At 70.7% G+C, this 21,838-nt stretch carries 20 protein-coding genes and 1 tRNA gene; 3 read left to right on the top strand and 18 right to left on the bottom strand.

What is annotated here, in order from left to right:
* Positions 1–47: 47 nt before the first annotated feature.
* The gene (locus tag AMY39116_RS0303755) at positions 48–398 is read right to left on the bottom strand and encodes a DUF952 domain-containing protein (RefSeq protein ID WP_020416373.1); all 351 of its coding nucleotides are present in this window, start codon (positions 396–398) and stop codon (positions 48–50) included.
* The gene (locus AMY39116_RS0303750; RefSeq protein ID WP_020416372.1) at positions 398–1,273 is read right to left on the bottom strand and encodes a DUF5926 family protein; all 876 of its coding nucleotides are present in this window, start codon (positions 1,271–1,273) and stop codon (positions 398–400) included. The genes AMY39116_RS0303755 and AMY39116_RS0303750 overlap by 1 nt, the downstream gene beginning before the upstream one ends.
* 78 nt (positions 1,274–1,351) lie before the next feature.
* On the opposite strand from AMY39116_RS0303750, the gene AMY39116_RS0303745 reads away from it, so the two are divergent.
* Positions 1,352–2,506: a cytochrome P450 gene (locus AMY39116_RS0303745; protein WP_020416371.1), complete on the top strand. Its 1,155-nt coding sequence runs from the start codon at positions 1,352–1,354 to the stop codon at positions 2,504–2,506.
* Positions 2,507–2,580: 74 nt separating this feature from the next.
* Here AMY39116_RS0303745 and AMY39116_RS0303740 read toward each other — a convergent pair whose 3' ends face one another.
* The 12 genes from AMY39116_RS0303740 to AMY39116_RS0303685 all read right to left on the bottom strand — a co-directional run bounded on the left by AMY39116_RS0303740 (position 2,581) and on the right by AMY39116_RS0303685 (position 14,373).
* A complete protein-coding gene (locus AMY39116_RS0303740; RefSeq protein ID WP_020416370.1) occupies positions 2,581–3,453 on the bottom strand; it encodes a DUF4328 domain-containing protein in 873 nt (290 codons plus the stop codon).
* A 53-nt stretch (positions 3,454–3,506) separates the two neighbouring features.
* Positions 3,507–3,857 carry a rhodanese-like domain-containing protein gene (locus AMY39116_RS0303735; RefSeq protein ID WP_020416369.1) on the bottom strand — a complete coding sequence of 117 codons (351 nt, stop codon included), beginning with the start codon at positions 3,855–3,857 and terminating at the stop codon, positions 3,507–3,509.
* Positions 3,858–3,945: 88 nt separating this feature from the next.
* Positions 3,946–5,556, bottom strand: a complete 1,611-nt coding sequence (locus AMY39116_RS0303730; protein WP_020416368.1) for a cation acetate symporter — start codon at positions 5,554–5,556, stop codon at positions 3,946–3,948.
* Positions 5,553–5,903, bottom strand: coding sequence for a DUF485 domain-containing protein (locus AMY39116_RS0303725; protein WP_020416367.1), 351 nt, complete (start codon positions 5,901–5,903; stop codon positions 5,553–5,555). Before AMY39116_RS0303725 ends, AMY39116_RS0303730 begins: the two co-directional genes overlap by 4 nt.
* A gap of 250 nt (positions 5,904–6,153) precedes the next feature.
* The gene (locus AMY39116_RS0303720) at positions 6,154–7,935 is read right to left on the bottom strand and encodes a cation acetate symporter (protein WP_020416366.1); all 1,782 of its coding nucleotides are present in this window, start codon (positions 7,933–7,935) and stop codon (positions 6,154–6,156) included.
* A gap of 43 nt (positions 7,936–7,978) precedes the next feature.
* On the bottom strand, positions 7,979–8,476 hold the full coding sequence (locus tag AMY39116_RS0303715) for a hypothetical protein (RefSeq protein ID WP_020416365.1): 498 nt from the start codon (positions 8,474–8,476) through the stop codon (positions 7,979–7,981).
* On the bottom strand, positions 8,473–9,297 hold the full coding sequence (locus AMY39116_RS0303710) for a LytTR family DNA-binding domain-containing protein (RefSeq protein WP_051079479.1): 825 nt from the start codon (positions 9,295–9,297) through the stop codon (positions 8,473–8,475). Before AMY39116_RS0303710 ends, AMY39116_RS0303715 begins: the two co-directional genes overlap by 4 nt.
* A 49-nt stretch (positions 9,298–9,346) precedes the next feature.
* Complete coding sequence (locus AMY39116_RS0303705) at positions 9,347–10,198, bottom strand: S49 family peptidase (RefSeq protein ID WP_020416364.1); 852 nt, start codon at positions 10,196–10,198, stop codon at positions 9,347–9,349.
* On the bottom strand, positions 10,195–11,478 hold the full coding sequence (locus tag AMY39116_RS0303700) for a sensor histidine kinase (RefSeq protein ID WP_027935603.1): 1,284 nt from the start codon (positions 11,476–11,478) through the stop codon (positions 10,195–10,197). Before AMY39116_RS0303700 ends, AMY39116_RS0303705 begins: the two co-directional genes overlap by 4 nt.
* A 78-nt stretch (positions 11,479–11,556) precedes the next feature.
* Positions 11,557–12,408: an Fpg/Nei family DNA glycosylase gene (locus tag AMY39116_RS0303695; RefSeq protein ID WP_020416362.1), complete on the bottom strand. Its 852-nt coding sequence runs from the start codon at positions 12,406–12,408 to the stop codon at positions 11,557–11,559.
* A 2-nt stretch (positions 12,409–12,410) separates the two neighbouring features.
* A complete protein-coding gene (locus AMY39116_RS0303690; RefSeq protein WP_020416361.1) occupies positions 12,411–12,851 on the bottom strand; it encodes a hypothetical protein in 441 nt (146 codons plus the stop codon).
* A gap of 85 nt (positions 12,852–12,936) precedes the next feature.
* Positions 12,937–14,373, bottom strand: a complete 1,437-nt coding sequence (locus tag AMY39116_RS0303685; protein WP_020416360.1) for a sigma-70 family RNA polymerase sigma factor — start codon at positions 14,371–14,373, stop codon at positions 12,937–12,939.
* Positions 14,374–14,602: 229 nt separating this feature from the next.
* On the opposite strand from AMY39116_RS0303685, the gene AMY39116_RS0303680 reads away from it, so the two are divergent.
* Positions 14,603–14,675: transfer RNA gene (locus AMY39116_RS0303680), tRNA-Gly, on the top strand.
* Positions 14,676–15,077: 402 nt separating this feature from the next.
* Complete coding sequence (locus tag AMY39116_RS0303675) at positions 15,078–16,469, top strand: alkaline phosphatase family protein (protein ID WP_235716048.1); 1,392 nt, start codon at positions 15,078–15,080, stop codon at positions 16,467–16,469.
* Positions 16,470–16,512: 43 nt separating this feature from the next.
* Here the strand turns inward: AMY39116_RS0303675 and AMY39116_RS0303670 are convergent, their stop codons facing one another.
* The 4 genes from AMY39116_RS0303670 to AMY39116_RS0303655 form a co-directional block, all read right to left on the bottom strand.
* A complete protein-coding gene (locus tag AMY39116_RS0303670; protein WP_235716047.1) occupies positions 16,513–18,840 on the bottom strand; it encodes an oxidoreductase in 2,328 nt (775 codons plus the stop codon).
* A 79-nt stretch (positions 18,841–18,919) separates the two neighbouring features.
* Positions 18,920–20,173, bottom strand: a complete 1,254-nt coding sequence (locus AMY39116_RS42155; RefSeq protein WP_020416357.1) for a hypothetical protein — start codon at positions 20,171–20,173, stop codon at positions 18,920–18,922.
* Between the two features lie 72 nt (positions 20,174–20,245).
* On the bottom strand, positions 20,246–21,004 hold the full coding sequence (locus AMY39116_RS0303660) for an amino acid ABC transporter ATP-binding protein (RefSeq protein WP_020416356.1): 759 nt from the start codon (positions 21,002–21,004) through the stop codon (positions 20,246–20,248).
* Positions 21,001–21,810 carry an amino acid ABC transporter permease gene (locus AMY39116_RS0303655; protein WP_020416355.1) on the bottom strand — a complete coding sequence of 270 codons (810 nt, stop codon included), beginning with the start codon at positions 21,808–21,810 and terminating at the stop codon, positions 21,001–21,003. Before AMY39116_RS0303655 ends, AMY39116_RS0303660 begins: the two co-directional genes overlap by 4 nt.
* Positions 21,811–21,838 lie beyond the last annotated feature (28 nt).

The raw sequence follows: 21,838 nt of genomic DNA, 5'->3' as shown, positions 1-21,838 counted from the left end.
GCATGACGGCCCCCTCAGGTTGTCCGGCGCGCTCTGAGGTGGACGCCTCAGCGTGGGTCTCGTTGCGCGAGGCGTGCGGGCAGCTCGAAGGCGCCGTCCGCGTTCGGCGGGAAGGGGTGCACGGCCACCACGGCTTCGGCGCGGATCGGGCCGTAGACGTGCGGGAACAGGATGCCGTCAGGGTGTGGCGGGTCGCCGGCCTCCCAGCGCAGCGGGACGTCCAGCCGCGCCGGGTCGATCTCCAGCAGCACCAGGTCCGTGCGGCCGCGGTAGAGCGCGTTCGCCGGGATCGCCACCGTGCCCGGGTCGGAGCAGTGGATGAAGCCGACCGTGTCCAGGGACGGGGCGCGGTAGTCCGCGCCCGTCCAGTCCGTGGCCGCGCAGAGGTGCAGGATCACTAGCGGAGCGTCAGCTGCCTGCCGACCAAGCCGTCGCGCGCACGGCGCTCGGCGGCGGTCAGCGGCTCGGCGTCGACCGACTTCAGGGCCTCCTCCAGGCGGGCGCCCAGCTGCTCGGCAGGCTCGGCCCACTCGCGAGCGTGCGCCTCCGGGTCCAGGTCCCACACCGGCACCAGCAGGCCGTGCGCGCGGAACGACCCCGCGTAGCGGGAGCCCTCGCCGAGTGACAGCTCACCGGCCGCGGACAGGCGCGCAAGCGCTTGCATCAGGCGGCCCTCCGGCTCCGGCCGGACCCAGCGCAGGTGCGCCTTCTCGCCGGCCAGTACCCAGTAGGAGCCGGTGCCCAGGCGCTCGGTCGGCATGATCGCCTCGTTGGCCCGCTCCAGCGAGACCTTGACCTCGCCGCTGGGGTCGGTGTCCTCGGGCAGCCACCAGTCGAAGTTCGAGTGCAGGGTGACGTCCAGCTCGGCGTCGGCCACCAGCAGGTCCTGCAGGCGCTCGCCATCGGCGGGCGGGCTCGTGGTGTCCGGCACCGGCAGCACGTCGCCCGGCTCGGCCGTCAGCGCCCAGCGGATCGCGCGGCCCAGGTCGCGGCTCACGTCGCTGGAGCGGGTCTGCACCTGGAGCCCGACGAACACCTCGCCGTCGGTGCGCACGAACGCGGCCGCGGCCATCGGCAGCACGGTCGCCAGCGTGATCTGCCGCTCGCCCGCGTCCACAAGGGACAGCGGCGCGGTGGCCGACGGCACGAACTCGCGCAGCGCGATCAGCTCCGGCTCGGCGGCCAGCCCCTCGAACGGCTGCCCCACGAACACTTCGCGGACCTTCGGTGCCTTGTCCTTCTTCGGACCCCGCTTGCGCGCGCCCTTGCCCATCTCGCCTCCTCGGACTACAGGCCGCAGACGCTACCGAACCGGGCACGGCCCGCCGGATCGGGGGATTAGGCTCGGGTCGTGTTCGATCCCCGTGACCCCGCCTTCCTCGCCGACCCGTACCCGGAGTTCGCCCGCCTGCGCGCGCAGGCGCCGGTGCACCAGCACGACGGGCTGGGCCTGGCGATCGCGGTGTCCCACGCGGCGGCGTCGGCGGTGCTGCGGCACCGCGGGCTGGGCCGGATCTGGACCGACGCGAGCCCGGCCGAGCAGTTCGTGTCGTTCAACCTGCTGCACCGCAACTCGCTGCTGGAGAACGAGCCGCCGGTGCACACACGGCTGCGCCGGTCGATCTCGTCGGCGTTCGGGCGCGGGCACGTCGAGCGGTTGCGGCCGACGGTGATGCGACTGGCGGACGAGCTGGTGGCCGGGATCGCCGAGGCCGGGTCGGCCGACCTGCTGGACGCGCTCGCGCAGCCGCTGCCGGTCGCGGTGATCTCCGAGCTGCTGGACGTGCCGGAGGCCGACCGGCCGCGGCTGGTGCCGTGGTCGAACGCGATCGTGAAGATGTACGAGTACGGGCTGCCCGAGGAGGGCCGGGTGGCGGCCGAGCGGGCGGCGACCGAGTTCGTCGAGTTCCTGCGCGAGCTGGCCGAGCGGCGCCGCCGGGAGCCGGGCGAGGACCTGATCACGGACCTGTTGCGGGCCGAGCTCACCGAGGACGAGGTGGTGGCCACCGCGGTGCTGCTGCTGATGGCCGGACACGAGGCGACGGTCAACGTGATCGGCAACGGGGTCTGGGCCCTGCTGCGGCACCCGGACCAGTGGCAGCGTCTCGTGGACGACCCGGGCCTGATGCCGGCCGCGGTGGAGGAGCTGATCCGCTTCGACTCGCCGCTGCAGCTGTTCGAGCGCACGGCGACCGAGGACGTGGAGATCGCGGGCTTCCGGGTGGCGAAGGGCGAGAAGATCGCCGCGCTGCTCGGCGCGGCCGCGCGGGACCCGGAGGTGTTCGCCGAGCCGGACACGCTGGACGTCGCCCGCAGCGACGGCACGCACCTGGGCTTCGGCGCGGGGATCCACTACTGCATCGGCGCGCCGCTCGCCCGGATCGAAATCGCGGCGGCGCTGGTCGCGCTGACCAAGCGGTTGCCGGGCCTGCGCCTGGCGGGTGAGCCGGAGCGCCGACCGGAGTTCGTGATCCGGGGGCTGAAGAACCTGCCGGTGACGGTCTAGCGAGCCGCGCTTTCGCGGCCGGTCCCGGGATCCGCGCGAGGGGCGGCGCACGTCCGGCGGAGCGGCAGCCCAGATCAGCGCGCCGCGCCGGTGGGGCGTGCCGTGCGCAGCTCCGGGGCCGGGGCGCCCTTCACGGATCGCACCTGCAGTGGGCGCAGCCGGTCGGTGCGGACCGGCGCCAGCAGCGTCGTCAGGCGGTACACCAGCACCGCGGTCAGTCCGGCCAGCACGGCGGCCGCGGTGTTCAGCAGGCCGGTCAGCAGCACGCCGTCCGCCATCGCCTGCACGCCGTCCTTGAAGCGCCACCCGATGACCAGCACCATCAGCACCTCGTTGACCACCCAGGCCGCCCACCAGGCCAGCACCAGCCGCGACGGGCGGGGGCGGCGGTCCGGCTCGCGGCCGAGCACCAGGTGCTCCAGTTCGGCGAGGATGGAGCCCGCCATCACCAGGTTCACCCCCGGCACCAGCACCCCGGCGACCACCTCGCGCGTCGAGCGGGCCGGTTCCTGTCCGGCGGCTTCCGCGGCGGCACTGCGGGCGACCAGCAGCCACCACAGCGTCGCGGCGACGGCGATCAGCCCGAACACCACGGTCAGCAGCGACGCGATGATCTCCAGCGCGTCGGAGAACGCCACGGTCGCCGCGTGCAGGGCCGTCGACCGGCTCATCACCAGCAGCGCGTAACGCCAGAACTCGGCACCCGCCGCGACCGCGGCCAGCCCGGCGAGGAACCACAGGATCGTCACGGCATTGCGGTGCAGCACCCGCACACGCTCGACCGGGCTCGGATAGCCGGACGGGGTGCCGGGCACCGCCGTCGGCACCCGCCACGCCAGGTGCGGAAAACCCCAGCGCGGCGGCACGTGGTACGACGGCGGGCCGTCGTAGCGCTCGGCCGGGCGCGCCGGCCGGGGACGGATCGCACCCGGTGGAGGGTTCGCCACCCAGCTGACACGCGGTCGGGGGCGGTACGGCCTCGGGGTCGGGTGCATGGGACCTACAGGACCTCGGGCGGGCCGTCGTGCTCGCCGACGACCGGGCGGCCCTCGGTCTCCCAGGACTTCATGCCGCCCGCCACGTTGATCGCGTCCCAGCCGCTCGCGTTGAGCCACGCCGCGGCCCGCGCGGAGCGGCCGCCGGTGCGGCACACCACGTAGAGCGGCTGGTCGTCGGGCAGCTGGGCCAGTTCGTCGGTGCGCGCGGGCAGCTCGCCGAGCGGGATGTGGACCGCGCCGGGGGCGTGGCCGGCATCCCACTCGTCCTGTTCGCGCACGTCCAGCAACACCAGCCCGTCCGCGGGCAGTTCGGAGACGGACGCGGTCGGAATGTCACCTGGTTGCACGTTCACATACTGGCACGCGCACCCATCAACTGCACGTGAGCCCGAAAAAGGGCCACCCCCGTCGCGGGAGTGGCCCTTTCCGCCGTCCGTCAGGTCAGTGCGCGGTGGCCTTCTCGGCGTGTGCGCCGGTCAGCGCGCGCACCTCCATCTCGGCGTACTTCTTCTCGTTGCGCTCCTTCGACAGGACCGTGCCGAGGAAGCCCAGCAGGAACGACGCCGGGATGGACACCAGGCCGGGGTTCTCCAGCGGGAACCAGTGGAAGTCCACACCCTTGATCATCGGCTTCGACCCGCCGGACACCGCCGGCGAGAAGACGATCAGCACGATGCAGATGATCAGGCCGCCGTACATGCTCCACAGCGCGCCCTGGGTGTTGAACCGCTTCCAGAACAGCGAGTACAGCAGGGTCGGCAGGTTCGCCGAGGCCGCCACCGCGAACGCCAGCGCGACCAAGAAGGCCACGTTCTGGTTCTTCGCCAGGATGCCGCCGACGATCGCGAGCGCGCCGATCACCAGCGCGGTGATCCGGGCGACCCGCACCTCGACCTGCTTGCTGTCGACCTGGCCCTTCTTGATCACGTTGGCGTACACGTCGTGCGCGAACGACGCCGACGCGGTGATCGTCAGGCCGGCCACCACGGCGAGGATGGTCGCGAAGGCCACCGCGGAGATGAACCCGAGCAGGATCGGCCCGCCCAGTTCGAGCGCGAGCAGCGGCGCCGCCGAGTTGGTCGTGCCCGGCGCCGAGTTGATCGTCTGCGGGCCCACGAGCGCACCGGCGCCGTAGCCCAGCACCAGGGTGAACAGGTAGAAGATGCCGATCAGGACGATCGCCCAGACGACCGACTTCCGCGCGTCCTTCGCGGTGGGCACCGTGTAGAAGCGCATCAGCACGTGCGGCAGGCCCGCGGTGCCCAGCACCAGCGCGATGCCCAGCGACAGGAAGTCCAGCTTGCTGGTCTCGGTCTTGCCGTACTGCTTGCCCGGGTTGAGCAGGGCGTCACCGGTCGCGCCGCCGCGTTCGACCGCACCCTGCAGCAGGTTCGACAGGTTGAAGCCGAACTTGCCCAGCACCCACAGCGTCATCGCCAGCGCGCCGAGGATCAGCAGGACGGCCTTGATGATCTGTACCCAGGTGGTGCCCTTCATGCCGCCGATGAGCACGTAGACGATCATCAGGATGCCGACGATCGCGATGACGGCGTTCTGGCCCCAGTCGCTCTTGATGCCGAGGAGCAGGTTGACCAGGCCGCCGGCACCCGCCATCTGCGCGAGCAGGTAGAAGAACGACACCGCGAGGGTGGACACCGCCGCCGCGGCCCGGATCGGCCGCTGCCGCATCCGGAACGCGACCACGTCGCCGAGCGTGAACTTGCCGGTGTTGCGCAGCAGCTCGGCGACCAGGAGCAGCGCGACCAGCCACGCGACGAGGAACCCGATGGAGTAGAGGAACCCGTCGTAGCCGTTGACCGCGATCGCGCCCGCGATGCCGAGGAACGACGCCGCGGACAGGTAGTCGCCCGAGATCGCGATGCCGTTCTGCGGACCGGTGAACGAGCGGCCCGCCGCGTAGTAGTCGGAGGCGGTCTTCGTGTTGCGGCTGGCGCGGAACACGATCACGAGGGTGATCGCGACGAAGATCGCGAAGATGATGATGTTCAGCGTCGGGTTGCTGCCTTCGACGCCCTGCGCCAGGTTCCTCACTGCGCGTCTCCTTCGATCTCACCGCGGATCTTGTCGGCGATCGGGTCCAGCTTGCGGTTCGCGTACCGCACGTAGAGCCCGGTGATGAGGAACGTCGACACGAACTGCAGCAGGCCGATGAGCAGGCCGACGTTGAAGTTGCCGATCAGCTTCGTCGACATGAAGCCGTGGGCGTAGTCGGCGAGCAGGACGTAGACGAGGTACCAGACGAGGAAGAGGACGGTCATCGGGAAGACGAAGGTCCGCAACCTCTTGCGGAGCTCGGCGAACTCGGGGCTCGCCTGCACCTTCTGCCAGTTGTCACCCGGACCCGTCTCGTCGACGAGGTCCTGGTCGCTGGTGCTCACGGGACAACCTCCCTGTGCATGGTCTCAACCTCTTCCGGTCGTGTGATGCGGGTAGATCTTGCCGCGAAACGTGAGTCTTGTTGTTAATCCTTTCGAGTGAATGATCTTACGGAGAGTTGACGATCTTTCGCCGGTTAGACGTAGGAATGTCCATTTCGCGAATCACCAAACGGGCATGATTTGCCGAAATGTCAACCGACGGTAAACGAAACCGCCAATGGAGTGAACGTCGCCCGGGTGAGAACCGGGGTCACTTGCGGTGTCGGCCGCGTCCCATCCGGGTACGCTCTTCGGCCTGCCCGAACCGCGCGACCGCCCGATCGCGCATGAACCCGAGCCGGTCCGGGGCGTGCAGCCGCAGCATCACGGCGTTCACGTCGGCCGGCTTGCCGTTCGGCGTGGCCAGGCTGACCAGGATCGTCACCGCGAACGCCACCGGCACCGTGATCAACGCGGGCTGGTCGGCGAACCACGGCGCCCAGCCCCCGGTGAACCGGCTGACCAGGTCCACCACCAGCGCACCGAGCACCAGCCCGCCGCCGATGATCATGCCCGCCATCGCGCCCGGCCAGGTCAGGCCGCGCCACCACACGCCGAGCAGCAGCAACGGCGAGAACGTCGACGCGGCCAGCGCGAACGACATCCCGACGCTCAGCGACAGGTCGTTCGGCCGCAGGAGCAGCGCCAGCGCCAGCGGCACCAGCGCGACCACACCCGCGGCGATCCGGAAGTCCAGCACCCGGCCCTTCGACAGGTCCGTCGACACCACGCCCGCCAGGCTCACCAGCAACCCCGACGACGTGGACAGGAACGCCGCGAACGCCCCGGCCAGCACGACCGCGCCCAGCACCTGCCCGGCCACCCCCGGCACCATCGCCGACGGCAGCCGCAGCACCGCGGCGTCCGTCTGGCCCGTCACCAGCAGCTCCGGCACGTACATCCGGGACAGCGCCCCGAGGATCGTCGGGAACAGGTAGAACAGCCCGAGCAGCAACAGGACGTGCACCGTGGTCCGGCGCGCCGCCCGGCCGTCCGGGTTGGTGTAGAAGCGGACCAGCACGTGCGGCAGGCCCATCGTGCCGAGGAACGTCGCGAAGATCAGCGAATACGTCTGCAGCAGGTCCCGCACGCCCTCGGAACCGGGGTGCAGCCAGTCGGAGTTGGTGACCTCCGCGTCGCTCACCGTCGGGACCGGGGTGCCCGCCGCGAACCACACGCGGGTGCCCTGCGGCAGCTCCTGCGTCGAGCCCTGCACCCAGATCTCGTCGTGCGGCGCCGGGTCGCCCGGGTGCTCGATCACGACCTGCGTCAGCGTGCCGACCTCGAAGGCGACGTCGGTGCGGATGTCCACAGTGGTCTGCGCGGCGAACACCGGCGGCGCGGGCGACCCCAGCGAACCGGTTGGCCCCGGCTTGCCGCCTGCCAGGAACACCGCGCACAGCACGAACGCGGGCAGCGCGATCGCGAACAGCTTCAGCCAGTACTGGAACGCCTGCACCACGGTGATCGCGCGCATGCCGCCGGCCATCACGTTCACGCCGACCAGCACGGTGACCGTCACCGCGCCGACCCAGCCCGGCACGTTCAGCACGGTCGTCAGCGCCAGCCCGGCGCCCTGCAGCTGCGGGACCAGGTAGAGGATCCCGATGAACACCACGAACGCGGTGCCGCACCGGCGCAGCGCGACCGACTCCAGACGCGCCTCCAGGAAGTCCGGCAGCGTGTAGGCGCCCGAGCGGCGCAGCGGCGCGGCGACGAACAGCATCAGCGCCAGGTAGCCGGCGGTGAAGCCGATCGGGAACCACAACCCGTCGGCGCCGTCCTTCAGGATGATCCCGGCGATGCCGAGGAACGACGCGGCGGAGAGGTACTCACCGGAGATGGCGGCGGCGTTGCGGCGCGACCGCACCGTGCGGCGTGCGACCAGGAAGTCGTGCGTGGTGTTGGCGAACCGGGACGAGCGGTGACCCAGGTAGAAGGTCAGCACGGCGACGGTCGCGATGCCGCTCAGCGCCCACGGGTTCAGCTGCACGATCCGGATTGTCCCCTGCCCCGGCTCCGGCTCCGCGGGCCGGTCACGACTCGATCATGTCCACGAAGTCCCGCTCGTGCCGCTCGGCCAGCCGGTTGTAGGTCAGGCCCGCGAGCAGCAGCAACGGGAACGGCAACAGCCCCAGCAGCAACCACGCCAGCGGCACGCCGACCACACGCAGCGCGGCGAACCCCGGCCACAGGTAGAAGGCCAGCGGCAGCGCGCCGAGCAGCACCAGCACCAGCGCGCTCAACCCGAGCGCGGTGCGCAGCTGGTGCTTGACCAGGTCGCGGATCAACAGCTCGCCCCAGCTGGTCTGCTGCTCCAGCTCCAGGCGCGCGCGCAGCGTCGGCGTCGTCTTGCGGGAACGCGGATCCGCCAGCACCACCCGCTGCCGCTTCGGCGGTTTCGCCGGCTCCGGCGGCGCCTCGGGCGGCGGCGCGGGCGGGATCGGCTCCACCGACGCCGGCTGGTAGTTCTTGCCCAGCGTCGGGTCCGGCTCACGCACCCCGTCCGCGCGACGGTGGAAGTCCTCGGTCATCGACCACCCGTGAGTCGGTCCTTGAGCTCACGGGTGTGCCGCCGGGAGACCGGGAGCAGCTTCTCCTCGTTGCCGATCACGACCTGGTAGCCGCCCTGCCCCATGCGCAGCTCGGTGATCAGGTTCAACGCGACCAGGAACGACCGGTGGATCCGCACGAACCCGGCCTTCTCCCAGCGCTCCTCGAGCTGGGTCAGTGGGATGCGGACCAGGTGGCTGTTGCCGTCCTTGGTGAACAGGCGGGCGTAGTCGCCCTGCGCCTCGACCCAGCGCACCGACGAGCGCGGCACGAGCTTCGTGGTCCCGGCGAGCTCGACCGGGATCACCTCGTCGTCGTCCGGCGCGGCGGGCGCGGCCGCGCCCGGCCCTGGCGGGGCCACCGTCTTCAGCTTCTCCAGCACCCGCTCGACCGCCCGGTCCAGCCGGTGCTGGTTGCACGGCTTGAGCAGGTAGTCCACCGCGCCCAGGTCGAACGCGTTGACGGCCTCGTGCGCGTGCCCGGTGACGAACACCAGCACCGGCGCGGGGCTCATCGCGGAGAACACGCGCGCCATCTCCATGCCGGACAGGCCGGGCATCTGGAGGTCGGCGAACACCGCGTCGATCGGCGGCAGGCCCCGCTCCTTGCGCTCACGCACCTCCGGGTCCTCCGAGGCCAGCACGCGCAGCGCCTCGGAGGCGTCGACCGCGGTGAACACGCGACCGATGTGCGGGTTGCCCCGCAGCGTGTCGACCAGCAGGTTCAACCCGTGTGGCTCGTCGTCCACGGCAAGGACGAGCAGTCTTCTGGTGTCTTGTTGCGCACTCACAGTGACTCGCATCCTGCCTACTGCAGGTTGTGATGTCCATACCGCGAGCGGGCGAGCGCTTTCAAATCCCGTAGCGTGACCAAGCAACTCGCTGTGCGACCGCGTCCAGGAGCGCCTGGGCGGCTGCCGGCGCGCCGATGCCGAGCCGGGCCAGCAGCGGCTTCTTCGGCTCGGCGATCGTGATCTCGGCGTCCGGCCAGCGCTGCTCGACGACCTCCCGCAGGTTGCCGATGCCGTCGACCAGGCCCAGCTCGACGGCCTTCGCGCCGAGCCAGACGTCACCGGTGAACAGCTCCTCGGTGTCGGCGAGCCGGTCGCCGCGGCGTTCCTTCACCCACTCCACGAACATCTCGTGCAACTGTGCGTGCATCTTCTTCAGCCACTCGACGTCCTCCGGCTTCTCCGGGGCGAACGGGTCGAGCCGCTTCTTGTTCTCACCCGCGGTGTGCACGCGCCGCTCGATGCCGAAGCGCTCCAGCAGACCGGTGAACCCGAACCCGCCGCTGATCACGCCGATGGAGCCGACCATCGACGTGCGGTGCGCGTAGATCTCGTCCGCCGCGCACGCCAGCCAGTAACCACCGGAGGCCGCGACGTCCTCGCAGAACGCGATCACCGGCACACCCGGCTTCTTCGCGGCGAGCTGGCGGATCCGCTCCGCGACCAGCCCGGACTGGGTCGGCGCGCCGCCCGGCGAGTTGATCTGCAACGCGACCGCCTTGAGCCGGTCGTGGTCGAACGCGCGGGTCAGCGCGGACTCGACGGCCGCGAGGTTGATGGTGCCGCGCGCGAGCGGCGAGGGCGTCGGCGTGATCACCCCGTGCAGCTTGACGACGGCCACCACGTCCTTGCGGTCGCCCCGGTCGCCGATGCGCGAAATCCTGCTGCTCAGCCTGTCCGTCACGCTGGTCATGGCGCCAGGTTACGGACTCCGTCCGGTTTGTGCAGACGGCCGTTGCGGGCGGGCTCCGGCGGGGCTTCCGCGTAGTCCGGCAGGTCGGTGCGCACGCCGGGCGCGAACTTCGGCACCCGCAGCGTCACCTTCATCCCGGCGCCCGGCGCGGTCTCGACCATCAGCGCGTACTCGTCGCCGAACAGCTGCCGCATGCGCGCGTTGATGTTGCCCAGCCCGACGTGCGCGCCGGTGCGGTGCGAGTTGCGCAGGTCGGCCAGCCGCGCCGGGTCCATGCCGATGCCGTCGTCCTCGACGCTGATCAGCGCCTCGGTGCCGTAGTCGGAGGCGGTGACGGTGACCATGCCGCCGGTCGGCTTGTTCGCCAGGCCGTGCTGCACCGCGTTCTCCACGAGCGGCTGGATGATCAGGAACGGCACCACGACCGACAGCACCTCGGGCGCGATCTTCAGCCGCACCTCGAGGCGGCCGCCGAACCAGGCCCGTTCGATCGTCAGGTAGCGGTCGATGTTGCGCAGCTCGTCGGCGAGCGTGGTGAACATGCCGGAGGTGCGGAACGAGTAGCGCGTGAAGTCGGCGAACTCCTGCAGCAGCTCGCGCGCCTCCTCCGGGTCGGTCCGGATGAGCGCGGAGATCGTGTTGAGCGCGTTGTAGATGAAGTGCGGCGAGATCTGCGCGCGCAGCGCCTTGATCTCGGCCTGCTGCAACTGGTGCTTGGACTCCTCAAAGCGGGCCAGCTCGAACTGGGTGGTGACGAACTGCGCGACCGCGTCGGCCATCTGGATCAGGCGCTTGCCGGAGCTGCGGCCCACCACGATGAGCGCCGCCTCGACCTCGTCCTCGACGAGCAGCGGCACGATCACCGCGGTCTTCATCTTGCAGGTGCCGCGGTGGTCGCACGGGACGTCGTCGTGCGAGACGACCTCACGACGGGCCTTGCGGATGGACATCATCACGGCGCTGCTGAGGTCGAGGTAGTGGTCGTTGGCCTCGCCGTCCCAGGACACCAGGGTGCCCTCGTTGTCGGTGATGCCGACGGCGACGCACTTGAGCAGTTCGAGCAGCTGCGAGGTGATCCGGTCGGCGCTGGCCTGGTCGAAGCCCTCGCGGAGGTCCGGTGTCGCGCGGGACATGTGGTAGACGGCTTCGAGAACCGCGTCCTCGATCGAGCTGCTCGGCTTGCGGGTCCGCGCCAGCACGACGATCAGGACGATCAGCAGCACACCCGACACGCTCCACGGGATGATTTGCGAGATCGGCAGACCGGACACGGCGTCAATGCTCTGCGCTCGTGACGCAAGGTGCAAGCTCTTCAGCGCACTTTCTGTGCTGACTTCGCCACCCTGCGGGGTGAGGCGCTACTTGAGCAGGCGCGACAGGCGACGGTCCGCGAGCGGCTTGCCGCCCGTCTGGCAGGTCGGGCAGTACTGGAAGGACTTGTCGGCGAAGGAAACCTCACGCACCGTGTCCCCGCACACCGGGCAGGGCAGCCCGGTCCGCGCGTGCACCCGGAGGCCGGACCGCTTCTCGCCCTTGAGGCGAGCCGCGTCCTGGCCCACCGAGCGCTCCACCGCGCTCGTCAGGATCTGGTGCACCGCCTCGGCGAGCCGGTCCAGCGCGTCGTCGGACAGCTTGCCCGCGGTCGCGAACGGGGACAGCCGCGCGGCGTGCAGGATCTCGTCCGAGTAGGCGTTGCCGATGCCGGCGATCAGCGACTGGTCGGTCAGCGCCCACTTGAGCCGCTCGGTCCGCCCTGCCAGCAGCTCGGCCAGCGAATCCCGGTGCAGCGACAGGGCGTCCGGGCCGAGCCGGGCGATGCTGGGCACCTCCTGCGGGTCCCGCACCACCCACACCGCGAGGCCCTTCTTCGTGCCCGCCTCGGTCAGGTCGAAGCCGCGGTCTCCGAAGTGGACGCGCAGCGCGATCGGGCCCTTGCCCGGTTTCGGCGGCGCCGGCGAGAGGTTGTCCGCCCACCGCAGCCAGCCGGCGCGCGCCAGGTGCACCACGAGGTGCAGGCCGTCGCAGTCGAGGTCGAGGTGCTTGCCGAACCGGCCCGCCCCCGTCACCTCGCGCCCGTGCAGGTCGGTGTAGGGCGGGTCGAACGTCTTCAACACCGCCAGCGACGCCACGTCGACGCGGCTGACCAGCCGCCCCACCGCGTGCTCACGCAGGTGGTACGCCAGCGCTTCGACCTCGGGCAACTCCGGCATCGCTACTCCATCGGCCGCAGCGGGCCCTCGAAGTCCGGGCCCGCCTCCCGCTGGATGGTCTTCGCGAGCCTGGTCAGCTCGCTGCGCACGCGGAACATGCCGGAGATGATCCCGACCCAGCGCTCGGGCGGCGGCTCGCCGGTGACGCCGCCGTCGGTCTCCGCGACGACCGTCCACGGCCGGTTCAGCACCCACCGCAGCGGGAAGAACACCGCGATCAGCAGCAGGCCGTAGATCACCCACGGCGGCACCACGACGGTGTCGGGCAGCCAGGCGACGAGGATGACGGCCAGCAGCACGCACACGGCGAGCATCGCGATGCCCGAGGTGTAGCTGCCGGAGATGTCCCGCTCGAAGTCCTCGGCGGTTGCCGGGCGGCGCCATTCCATCTGCGCCCGGACGACCCACTCGCGGCCGTCGCCTCCCCGCACCACGCGGTTCATCTTTCGCTGCCTCCCGCCACGGTCGTTCGCCCGTCCAACCGTAGCGTGGCCGCGGCCCGCCGCGCGAGACGCGGACGGAGATCGACTACTCGGATGACCCCCGGCCGGAGTGCCCGTGATCCCGGTCCCGCCACAGCCACCACGGCGCGGACCACGACGGCGGCCCGTGCGACTCGGCCTGCGTCGGCTTGTCCTTGTCCCGGCCCCAGCCCTTGCCCGGCTTGTCCCGGGTCGGCGAGTCCTCGCTCTCGTACGGCGTGGCGTCCGTGGTCGGCAGGTCGTCGCGCGCACTGCCGCGGGACGACGACTGCGTCGGCTCGACCTGGTCCGACCGCTCGCCACCGGTGCTCGAACCGTCGGTCTGCGGCTGCTGCCGCGCGGGCGGCCCGGCCGGCTCGATCGGCTTCACGGGCGGCTGCGACTTCTCCACGACCGTGCTCGGCAACGGCGCGCCGGGGTAGGGCAGCGTCACCTCGTCGGGCGCGATCAGCACCTGCGGCGGCGAACTCAGCCGCGACTCCGGCTCCGCGATCCGCAACTCGACCCCGCCCTGCTCGGGCAGGCCGATCGGCTGCGAATCGTCGACCATCGCCGGGCCCACCGCGAACCCGACCACACCCGCGGCCGTGGTCGACGCCAGCGCCACGCCGATCTTCAGCTTCGACACCAGCACGGTCTTCAGGGTGGTCAGCACACCCGACGTCGCACCGCCACTGGCGGCCGTGCCCGCGGCGACGGCGGTGGCCGGCACCAGCAACGCCACCGCCCCGGCGTGCGCCCGCAGCGACGAGCAGACGTCCCGCAGCTCCGCGTGCATCGCCCGGCAGGACGCGCACCCCAGCAGGTGACCGCGGATCCGCCGCGCCTCGGCACCGGTGACGCTGCCCGCGGTATAGCCGCCGAGCTTCTCGATCACCCCTCGGCAGCTGACGTCGGAAATCCGGTTCATCGCCAGGTGCGCCTGCAGGTACGCGGCACGCAGGCCCTGCCGGGCCCGCCGCGCCAGCGCCGCCGTCGCGTTCGCGCTCAACCCGAAGTGCGGAGCCACCACCGCCGGCTGCTCACCCTCGACCTCGGTCTGCCACAACACGGTCCGCCAGCGCTCCGGCAGACTCGTGAAAGCGGTGGTGATCAAGCTGTGCTCCGCGGTGCGGGCGTGCGCATCGGCGCCGGCCCCCGCGCGGTGCGTCAGCTCGTCGTCGGTGACCGGCACATCGCGGCGCGCGCCGTGCCACTCCCACGACACCCGGCGCGCCACCGTCAGCAAGTACGCGCGGATGTGCTCCTTCGGGCCGTTCCCGCGGCGCAACGCCTGCAACACGCGGAAGAACGTCTCGGCGGTGATGTCCTCCGCCTCGGACGAATCGGCGGCCAGACTGCGGGCCAGCCTGCGGACGGCGGAAGCGTGCAGCTCGAACAACTCGCGGAACGCGGCATCCTCACCGGAACGCAGCCTGCTCAACAGAGCCTGCTCGTCCTCCGATGCCATGCGCTGTTCCGGCACCGCCGCGTCGTCCGTCATGCGGCCAGCCACCTCCTCCCCCGCGGGACTAACCCGTTCGGTTGAATGGAGACACCATACGGAGCGAAACGCTCGCCGTCACCCCTTGTACTCCCGGAGTGACCGAGTTCCCTCCGACAGGGCGACGCACACCTCGCAGCCACCCAAGATCACCCCAAAATGGCCACCCCGTCAACCCGGCGAATCGCGCCCGTATAGACTGTCCATCGCACCGGTTGACCCGGGGCACGCGGACGTAGCGCAGCTGGTAGCGCATCACCTTGCCAAGGTGAGGGTCGCGGGTTCGAATCCCGTCGTCCGCTCGTAGCTGGCCGACCCCTGCTCGCGCTTTGCGCTTCGCCGGGGCTACTCGCCATTGCATTGGGGGTCGACCCCCAAACCCCCGCCAGGAGGGCTACGCCCCCTGGACCCCCTCCCGGCGCCGGATCGTGCGGATCTCGCCAGTGCCGTCCCCTGAACCCCTTCCCGGCGCCGGATCGGTGCGGTCGTCGCCTTCGCGTGGTTTGAGCTGCGGTTTTTCTTGTTTGTCGGGGTCTTTGTTGGTTTTTTGCCAGTGTTCGGCTGCCGTTCCCAAGATTCACCTGATCGTGTGGCCGCGTGGGGTCAGGGTGGGTGGGGTTTCTCGTCCACTGGAGGTTTTCTTGTCTGGAGTCACTCGGCGGCGGGTCTTGGGGGCTGGGGCTGCGGCGGCGGCCTCGGCGTTGATGCCGCCCAACGTGCAACGGGCGCTGGCCCAGGAAGCGCCGAAACGCGGATCCCTGCGGGACATCGAGCACGTCGTCCTGCTCATGCAGGAGAACCGCTCGTTCGACCACTACTTCGGCACCCTCTCCGGCGTCCGCGGGTTCGACGACCCGGACGCGGTGCGGCTGCCGTCCGGACGGTCGGTGTTCTACCAGCCCGACGCGCAGAACCCGGCGGGCTACGCGCTGCCGTTCCACCTCGACACCCACGCGACCAACGCCCAGAAGATCCCGTCCACCTCACACGCCTGGCAGGTCCAGCACGACTCGCTCAACGGCGGCAAGATGGACAACTGGCTGCCTGCCCACCGCAAGGCCGACGGCAAGAACGGGCCCTACGTCATGGGCTACCACACCCGCGCCGACCTGCCCTTCCAGTTCGCCCTCGCCGAGGCGTTCACCATCTGCGACAGCTACTTCTGCTCCGTGCTCGGCCCCACCTGGCCCAACCGCATGATGTGGATGACCGGCACCATCGACCCCGACGGCGAACACGGCGGGCCGATCCTCGACAACAAGGCCCCGGCTGGCGGCTACACCTGGAAGACCTACGCCGAACGGCTCACCGAAGCCGGCATCAGCTGGAAGGTCTACGAACAGGACGACACCTACGGCTGCAACATGCTGGAGAACTTCGCGGCCTTCAAAAACGCCGCGCCGGACTCCGAACTCGCCGTCAACGGCCTCACCCACCGGCCCGAAGGCCAGTTCGAGTACGACGCGCGCAACGACAAACTGCCGACCGTCTCCTGGATCATCACCACCAGCACCCAGTCCGAGCACCCCGACTACACACCGGCCGACGGCGCCGCGTTCGTCGCCAGCAAGATCGACGCCATCGCAGCCAACCCGGACGTGTGGGCCAAGACCGTGTTCATCCTCAGCTACGACGAGAACGACGGCCTCTTCGACCACGTCGTCCCGCCCATCCCGCCCGCGGGCACCCCCGGCGAGTTCGTCACCGGCACCTCACCCGGCGGCACCAAGGGCAACGGGCTGTGGATCGGCGGCGGCTTCCGCGTGCCGTGCATCATCGTGTCGCCGTGGACCGCGGGCGGCTGGGTGTGCAGCGAGAACTTCGACCACACCTCCCAGCTGCGGCTCCTCGAACGCGTCACCGGCGTCGCGGAACCCAACATCTCCGCGTGGCGGCGGTCCACCTTCGGCGACCTCACCTCCGCGTTCCGGTTCCACGAGGGCGGGACGAAACCGCCGACGCTGCCGGACACCAGCGGGCCGCTGACGCTGTCCCGGTACGAAGCGGCGAACCTGCCCGCCCCGGCGATGCCGCCGACGGTCAGCGAACCGCCCACCCAGGAGAAGGGCCACCGGCCCCGGCTGCCCCGCCACTGAACTCTGCCACTGAACCCGGGCCTGGGGGCCGCTCCGGCGGCCCTCAGGTCTCCCGGCGGATCATGCGGCCGGCGCCGGCCGCGACGGTCGTCGCCAGTACCCAGCCCATCGCGGTGAACCCGTTCGACACCCACTTGTCCAGGTCGTGCATGTACCAGCGGCCCTTGTTGCCGAAGTCGACGATCGGCACCAGCAGGTCCAGCGTGTACAGCACCGGGTTCCACTCCAGGCCCGTCTCCTGCTGGTCGACCGCACACCGCGGGCCGCTCACCATGTACCGCACCGGGTCGTTCACACACGAGTCGGTGCCCGTGCCGAAGTAGACGCTGCCCGCGGCCAGCAGCGCGATCAGCCAGGCCAGCGCCCGCACCGGGCGGTAGCCGTAACCGACCATCCACCGCTGCAGCCAGCTCCACAACCGCACACCCGGGCCGAGCACCCGGTAGCCCTGGGCGAGCGCCTCGTAGCGGTACTGCTGCTTCTTGAACAGCACCGTCGACGCGTGCTCCTCGTTGCCGCTGTTGCGCAGCATCGCGGCGAGCTGGTCGTAGGGGCCCGGCCGGTACCCGGCCATCGCGGTGCGCAGCCGCTCGATGCGGTCCCGCACCGCGGCGTCGTCCTTCATGTCGATCGGGCGCTTGAGGACGTCGTAGCGGAAGTCCTCCAGCTCGATGCCGCCCTCGGCCTGCCAGAAGTTGTCGTTGTCCTCCAGCGTCTGGCAGTGCGCGTGCCGCAGCACGATGCTGCCGGTGGCGGGCTCGGCGAAGTTGAGCAGGAACTCGTCCGCCCCCACGTCGCTGGCGTCCAGCGCGATCGCGTGCTTGTTGTACGAGCCCAGCACCGCGCCGGTGAAGTCGATGCGGCGGCCCGCGGTGGCGCCGTCCATGTTTACGCCGCCCTCGGCGTGGAACGGCTGCTCGCCGGCGCTGGTGAGCGTGATGTCGCGGCCCACCTTCACCGTGCGCAGGTCCACCGAGAAGCTGGTCCGGTTGCGCACCGCCGGCTTGGTGACGTCGGTGCCGTAGAGGTAGACGCTGCCGCCGACCTCGACGCCTTGCAGCCGCAGCGTGCCCTCGATGGTCGCCTCGTGCAGGTGGAAGTTGCCCGCCACTGTCATCCGGCGGGCGGACAGGACGTCGCGTTCCGCGTGCCGCAGGCGCACCCGCCCGGCGAGCAGGTTCCCGCGGACCGTCACGTCGGCCATCCGCAGCTGTCCGGACGGGATCTCCAGGCCGGTCGCCTCCAGATCGCTGCTGATCTGCGAGCCGTCCAGGTGCAGCGCGCGGTCGTAGTACGGCTCGACCGAACCGCGCGGCACCGTGATGCGCGCGCGGGCCAGGCGCAGGGTGCCGCCGATCTTCGCGTTGATCATGCGCAGCGTGCCGACCGCGGACAGCCCGTCGGACAGCTCGACGTTGCCGTCCACCTGCCACCGGTCGCCGACCAGCGCCGGCCACGGGTCGACGTACGGGTCGCTCGACTTCCACGCCTCGACGACGATCCGGCCCTGCTGCTCGCTCTGCAGCTCGGCGGCGCGCAGCACGATGTCGCCGTTGACGCGCATGCTCGGCAGGTGCAGCACACCGTGCGCGGAGAACGGCTGCCGCGTGCTGGCCGCGCCGTAGTTGTCGACCTCGCACAGCAGGCTGCCGCCGATGTGCGCGCCGTTCCCGTCGAGCGCGAAGCCGTCCGGGTTGCGCAGCTTGGCGCCGGAGAAGTTCACGTTGCCGCCGGTGCGCATGCCGGGGAGCCGGACCTCGCCCTCGGTCTGCATGCGGTAGGCCAGCAAGGCGCCGGCGATGATCAGCCGGTCGGCCTGGATCGCGCGGCCCTGCGGGTAGTCGACCGCCGTGCGGGTGAGGACGACCGACCCTTCGACGACGGCGTCGGTCAGGTTGATCGCGGCGTCCGGCACGCCGCGCTCGCGGGTGTCGCCGCGCTGCACCGCGGTCTCGCCGTCGTCGCTGCCCGGCAGGACCTGCACGACGCAGCGGATGAGGCGGACGTCGTTGCGGCTGCGCAGGTTGCGGGCCTTGAGCCCGGGCAGCCAGCAGCGCCGGAAGACCAGCCCGAGGATCTTGGCCTCGCGCACGTCCGGCGGGTGCTCGAAGCGACAGTTCTCGAAGCGGAACAGGCAGTCCAGGTCCGCCCCGCGCAGGTCGAGCCGGCCGGTGATGTAAGCGTTTTCCACGGCGACGATCGGGGCGTTGCTGGTCTGCTTGCGCCAGCGCAGCAGGCCGCCGCTGCCGGGCTCCAGCAACGGTCTGAGCAGCTCCTCCGCGGCGAGGTGGTAACGCCGGTCCGGCACTCCGCGGAAGGGATCCAGGGCAGGCAACTCCCGCTCCGCCTGACCCGGCTGGCCTACCGGCATCCGTGAATCCCCCTCCTTCACCCGCCTGCCCACAAGGCTCCGACGAACAGGCGACGCCGCGGGTTCCCGGGCCGGTGCGCTAGAAGCCTATCGCCACCTTGATGGCCGCGGCAGCAACTCCGGTGCCGATCGCGGTGGCCGCTCCGAGGGCCCACTTGCCCGCCCGCTGCAGACGGCTCAGGGTCTCCGGGCCGTCGCCGCGCTCGGCCGCCTCCGCGGCCGCACCGATCTCGGCCACGACGGCGTCGTGCTCGCGCGTCGTCGCCTGGCGCTTCAGCTCCAACCGGAGGATCTCCAGTTCACCGGCCAGCCGCGGAAGATCCAGGCGGTCACCTTCGCCCTGCCAGACCTGCTGGAACGTCATGTCCTTCGCGCGCGCGTTCCGGCCCACGGCGCCCGTCTGGCCGGAGACCTCGTACTTGTCGCCCATCACAACCTCCATCGCGGTCTCGCGGGTCGTCGAGTCGTAGTCCCCCTCGAGATCGACGAGGAAGGACGCGTAGCGGTCGACCGCGTCCTGGTCGGTCAACTCCAGGAAGTCCTGCTCGAAGAGCTCGAACTCGGTGGCGAGGACTCCGGGCAGCTCCTCCGTCCCGCGCACCAGCCGAGGCTGGTACTCGTCGGGGATCGCCGGGTGGTGACGGTAGCCGGGATCGGCGGTCAGTTCGATCGTCGGCACGCCCGCGGCCGTCGCGAAGCCGGTCAGGTGATCCCGGGGCTGCCCGCTGGACGCGAAGGTGACCAGCACGGAAGCGGACCGGATCTCGTCGAACGGCCGCCACGGCGGTGCGTCGGTCCGCTGGTCCAGGACGCCCACCTCGTACTCCGCGTACTGCGCTATCCAGCGCGCGGTCGCCTCGACCAACGGTTCCGGAGCGGACTGGACGATGAGGCAGGAACGGCGGCGGCCGAGCGGCACGTAACCCCCGGGCGGTGTCGAGGCCAGGTAGGCCTTGAAGAACCTCAACGCCTGGCGGTGCGCCGGGGCCTGGCGCAGGAACGACCGGTAGGAGAACCGTTGCTGCGGAACGTGCGGCGATACCACGTCGTTCGGCAGGGTGTCCTCGATGAAGACGAGCACCGGGAACCCGGCCCGCATCGCCAGCGCGAGTTCGAACAGGATGTGCGGCGACGTGCCGTCCTCGCGGCGGCTCAGCACGGCGATCATCCCGTCACTGGCGTTGAGATGGCGCTGCAGCTTCGCGCCGTTCACCGAGTCCGATGGCGGATCGAGGCTGGGCACCAGACCTTCGCTGCGCATCAGACGGCCGAAGTAGTCCACGATGCGCGCGTCCCGCTCGCGGTAGCTGTGCGCGAAGTACAACACCGGCATCCGGGCACCCTCCCCGCGACGATCGCCCACCTGGCTCGGACGATCGTCGCGGACGAGGGGGGTCCCGCGCTACTACTCGTCGACGTGGGCCGGGTTCAGCACGCGCGACAGGAACGTCTGCGTGCGCTCGTGCTGCGGGTCCGCGATCACCTGGGACGGCGGCCCCTGCTCGACCACTACGCCACCGTCCATGAACAGCACCACGTCGGCCACCTCACGCGCGAACTGCATCTCGTGGGTGACCACCAGCATCGTCATGCCGTCGCGGGCGAGCTGGCGCATCACGGCGAGCACGTCGCCGACCAGCTCCGGGTCCAGGGCGGACGTCGGCTCGTCGAACAGCATCACGTCCGGGTCCATGGACAACGCGCGCGCGATCGCGACGCGCTGCTGCTGGCCGCCGGAGAGCTGCGTGGGCAGCGAGCGCTCCTTGCCGGTCAGCCCGACCTTGCGCAGGTTCTCCATCGCGATCCGCTCGGCCTCGGCCTTGTCCCGCTTGAGGACCTTGCGCTGCGCGATGGTGAGGTTGTCCAGCACCGACAGGTGGCTGAACAGGTTGAACGACTGGAACACCATGCCGATGCCCCGCCGCGCGCGGTCGATGTCGATGTCCGGGTCGGTGATCTCGAACCCGTTCACCACGACCGAGCCCTCGTTGGGCTCCTCCAGCAGGTTCACGCAGCGCAGCAGCGTCGACTTGCCCGAGCCGGACGGCCCGATGATGCAGACCACCTGCCCGCGCCGCACCTCCAGGTCGATGCCCTTGAGCACCTCCAGCCTGCCGAACGCCTTGTGCAGTCCGGACACCTGGACGATCACGTCGCCGGTCACGCTTCGACCTCCAGTCCGCGCTGGCTCTTGCGCCCGGTGCGCCGCTCCAGGTACCGGGACAGGTAGCCCAGTGGGATCGTGATGATCAGGTAGCACAGCCCGGCGAGCAGGATCGGCGTCAGCGACCCGGTCGCGTTCAGGCCCTCGCGGCCGAACTTCGTCAGCTCGTACTCGTCGCGGGCCAGGCCCAGCAGGTAGATCAGCGACGAGTCCTTGGTGAGCAGGATCAGCTCGTTGGTCAGCGGCGGCAGGATGATGCGGAACGCCTGCGGGATGACGATCGAGATCATCGCCCGCCCCTGGGACATGCCCAGCGACCGCGCCGCCTCCCGCTGACCCGCCGGCACCGCCTGGATGCCGGCCCGGATCGTCTCCGCGATGTAGGCGGAGCCGACCAGGCCGAGCGACAGCATCACGGTCGAGTAGATGTCGAACTTCAACCCGAACGCCAGCGGCGCACCGAAGCCCAGCGTGATGAACACCAGCAGCGCCGGGACCCCGCGGAAGAACTCGATGTAGACGGTCGCGATCCAGCGGTACGGCCCGACCGGCGACAGCTTCATCAGGGCCAGCACCAGACCGACGGCCAGCCCGAACGCGAACCCGAGCGCGGTGTAGACGATGGTGTTGACCAGCGCCGTCGTGATGACACCGGGGAACTGCGCGCGGGCCGCGTCGACGTTGAAGAACGCGCGCTGGATCTCGCCCCAGTCGGCCACGAACGCCGCGACCAGGATGACGATCACCAGCAGCGCGTACTGCGCGCCCCGGAACAGCTGGGCGCGTTTACGGCGAGACATCGCCACGGTGGAACTCCTCGCAGAAGTGGCTTCC

The sequence above is a fragment of the Amycolatopsis sp. ATCC 39116 genome, assembly GCF_000231075.2.
Taxonomy (GTDB): domain Bacteria; phylum Actinomycetota; class Actinomycetes; order Mycobacteriales; family Pseudonocardiaceae; genus Amycolatopsis_E; species Amycolatopsis_E tucumanensis.
This window is presented reverse-complemented; position numbering and strand designations above follow the sequence as displayed.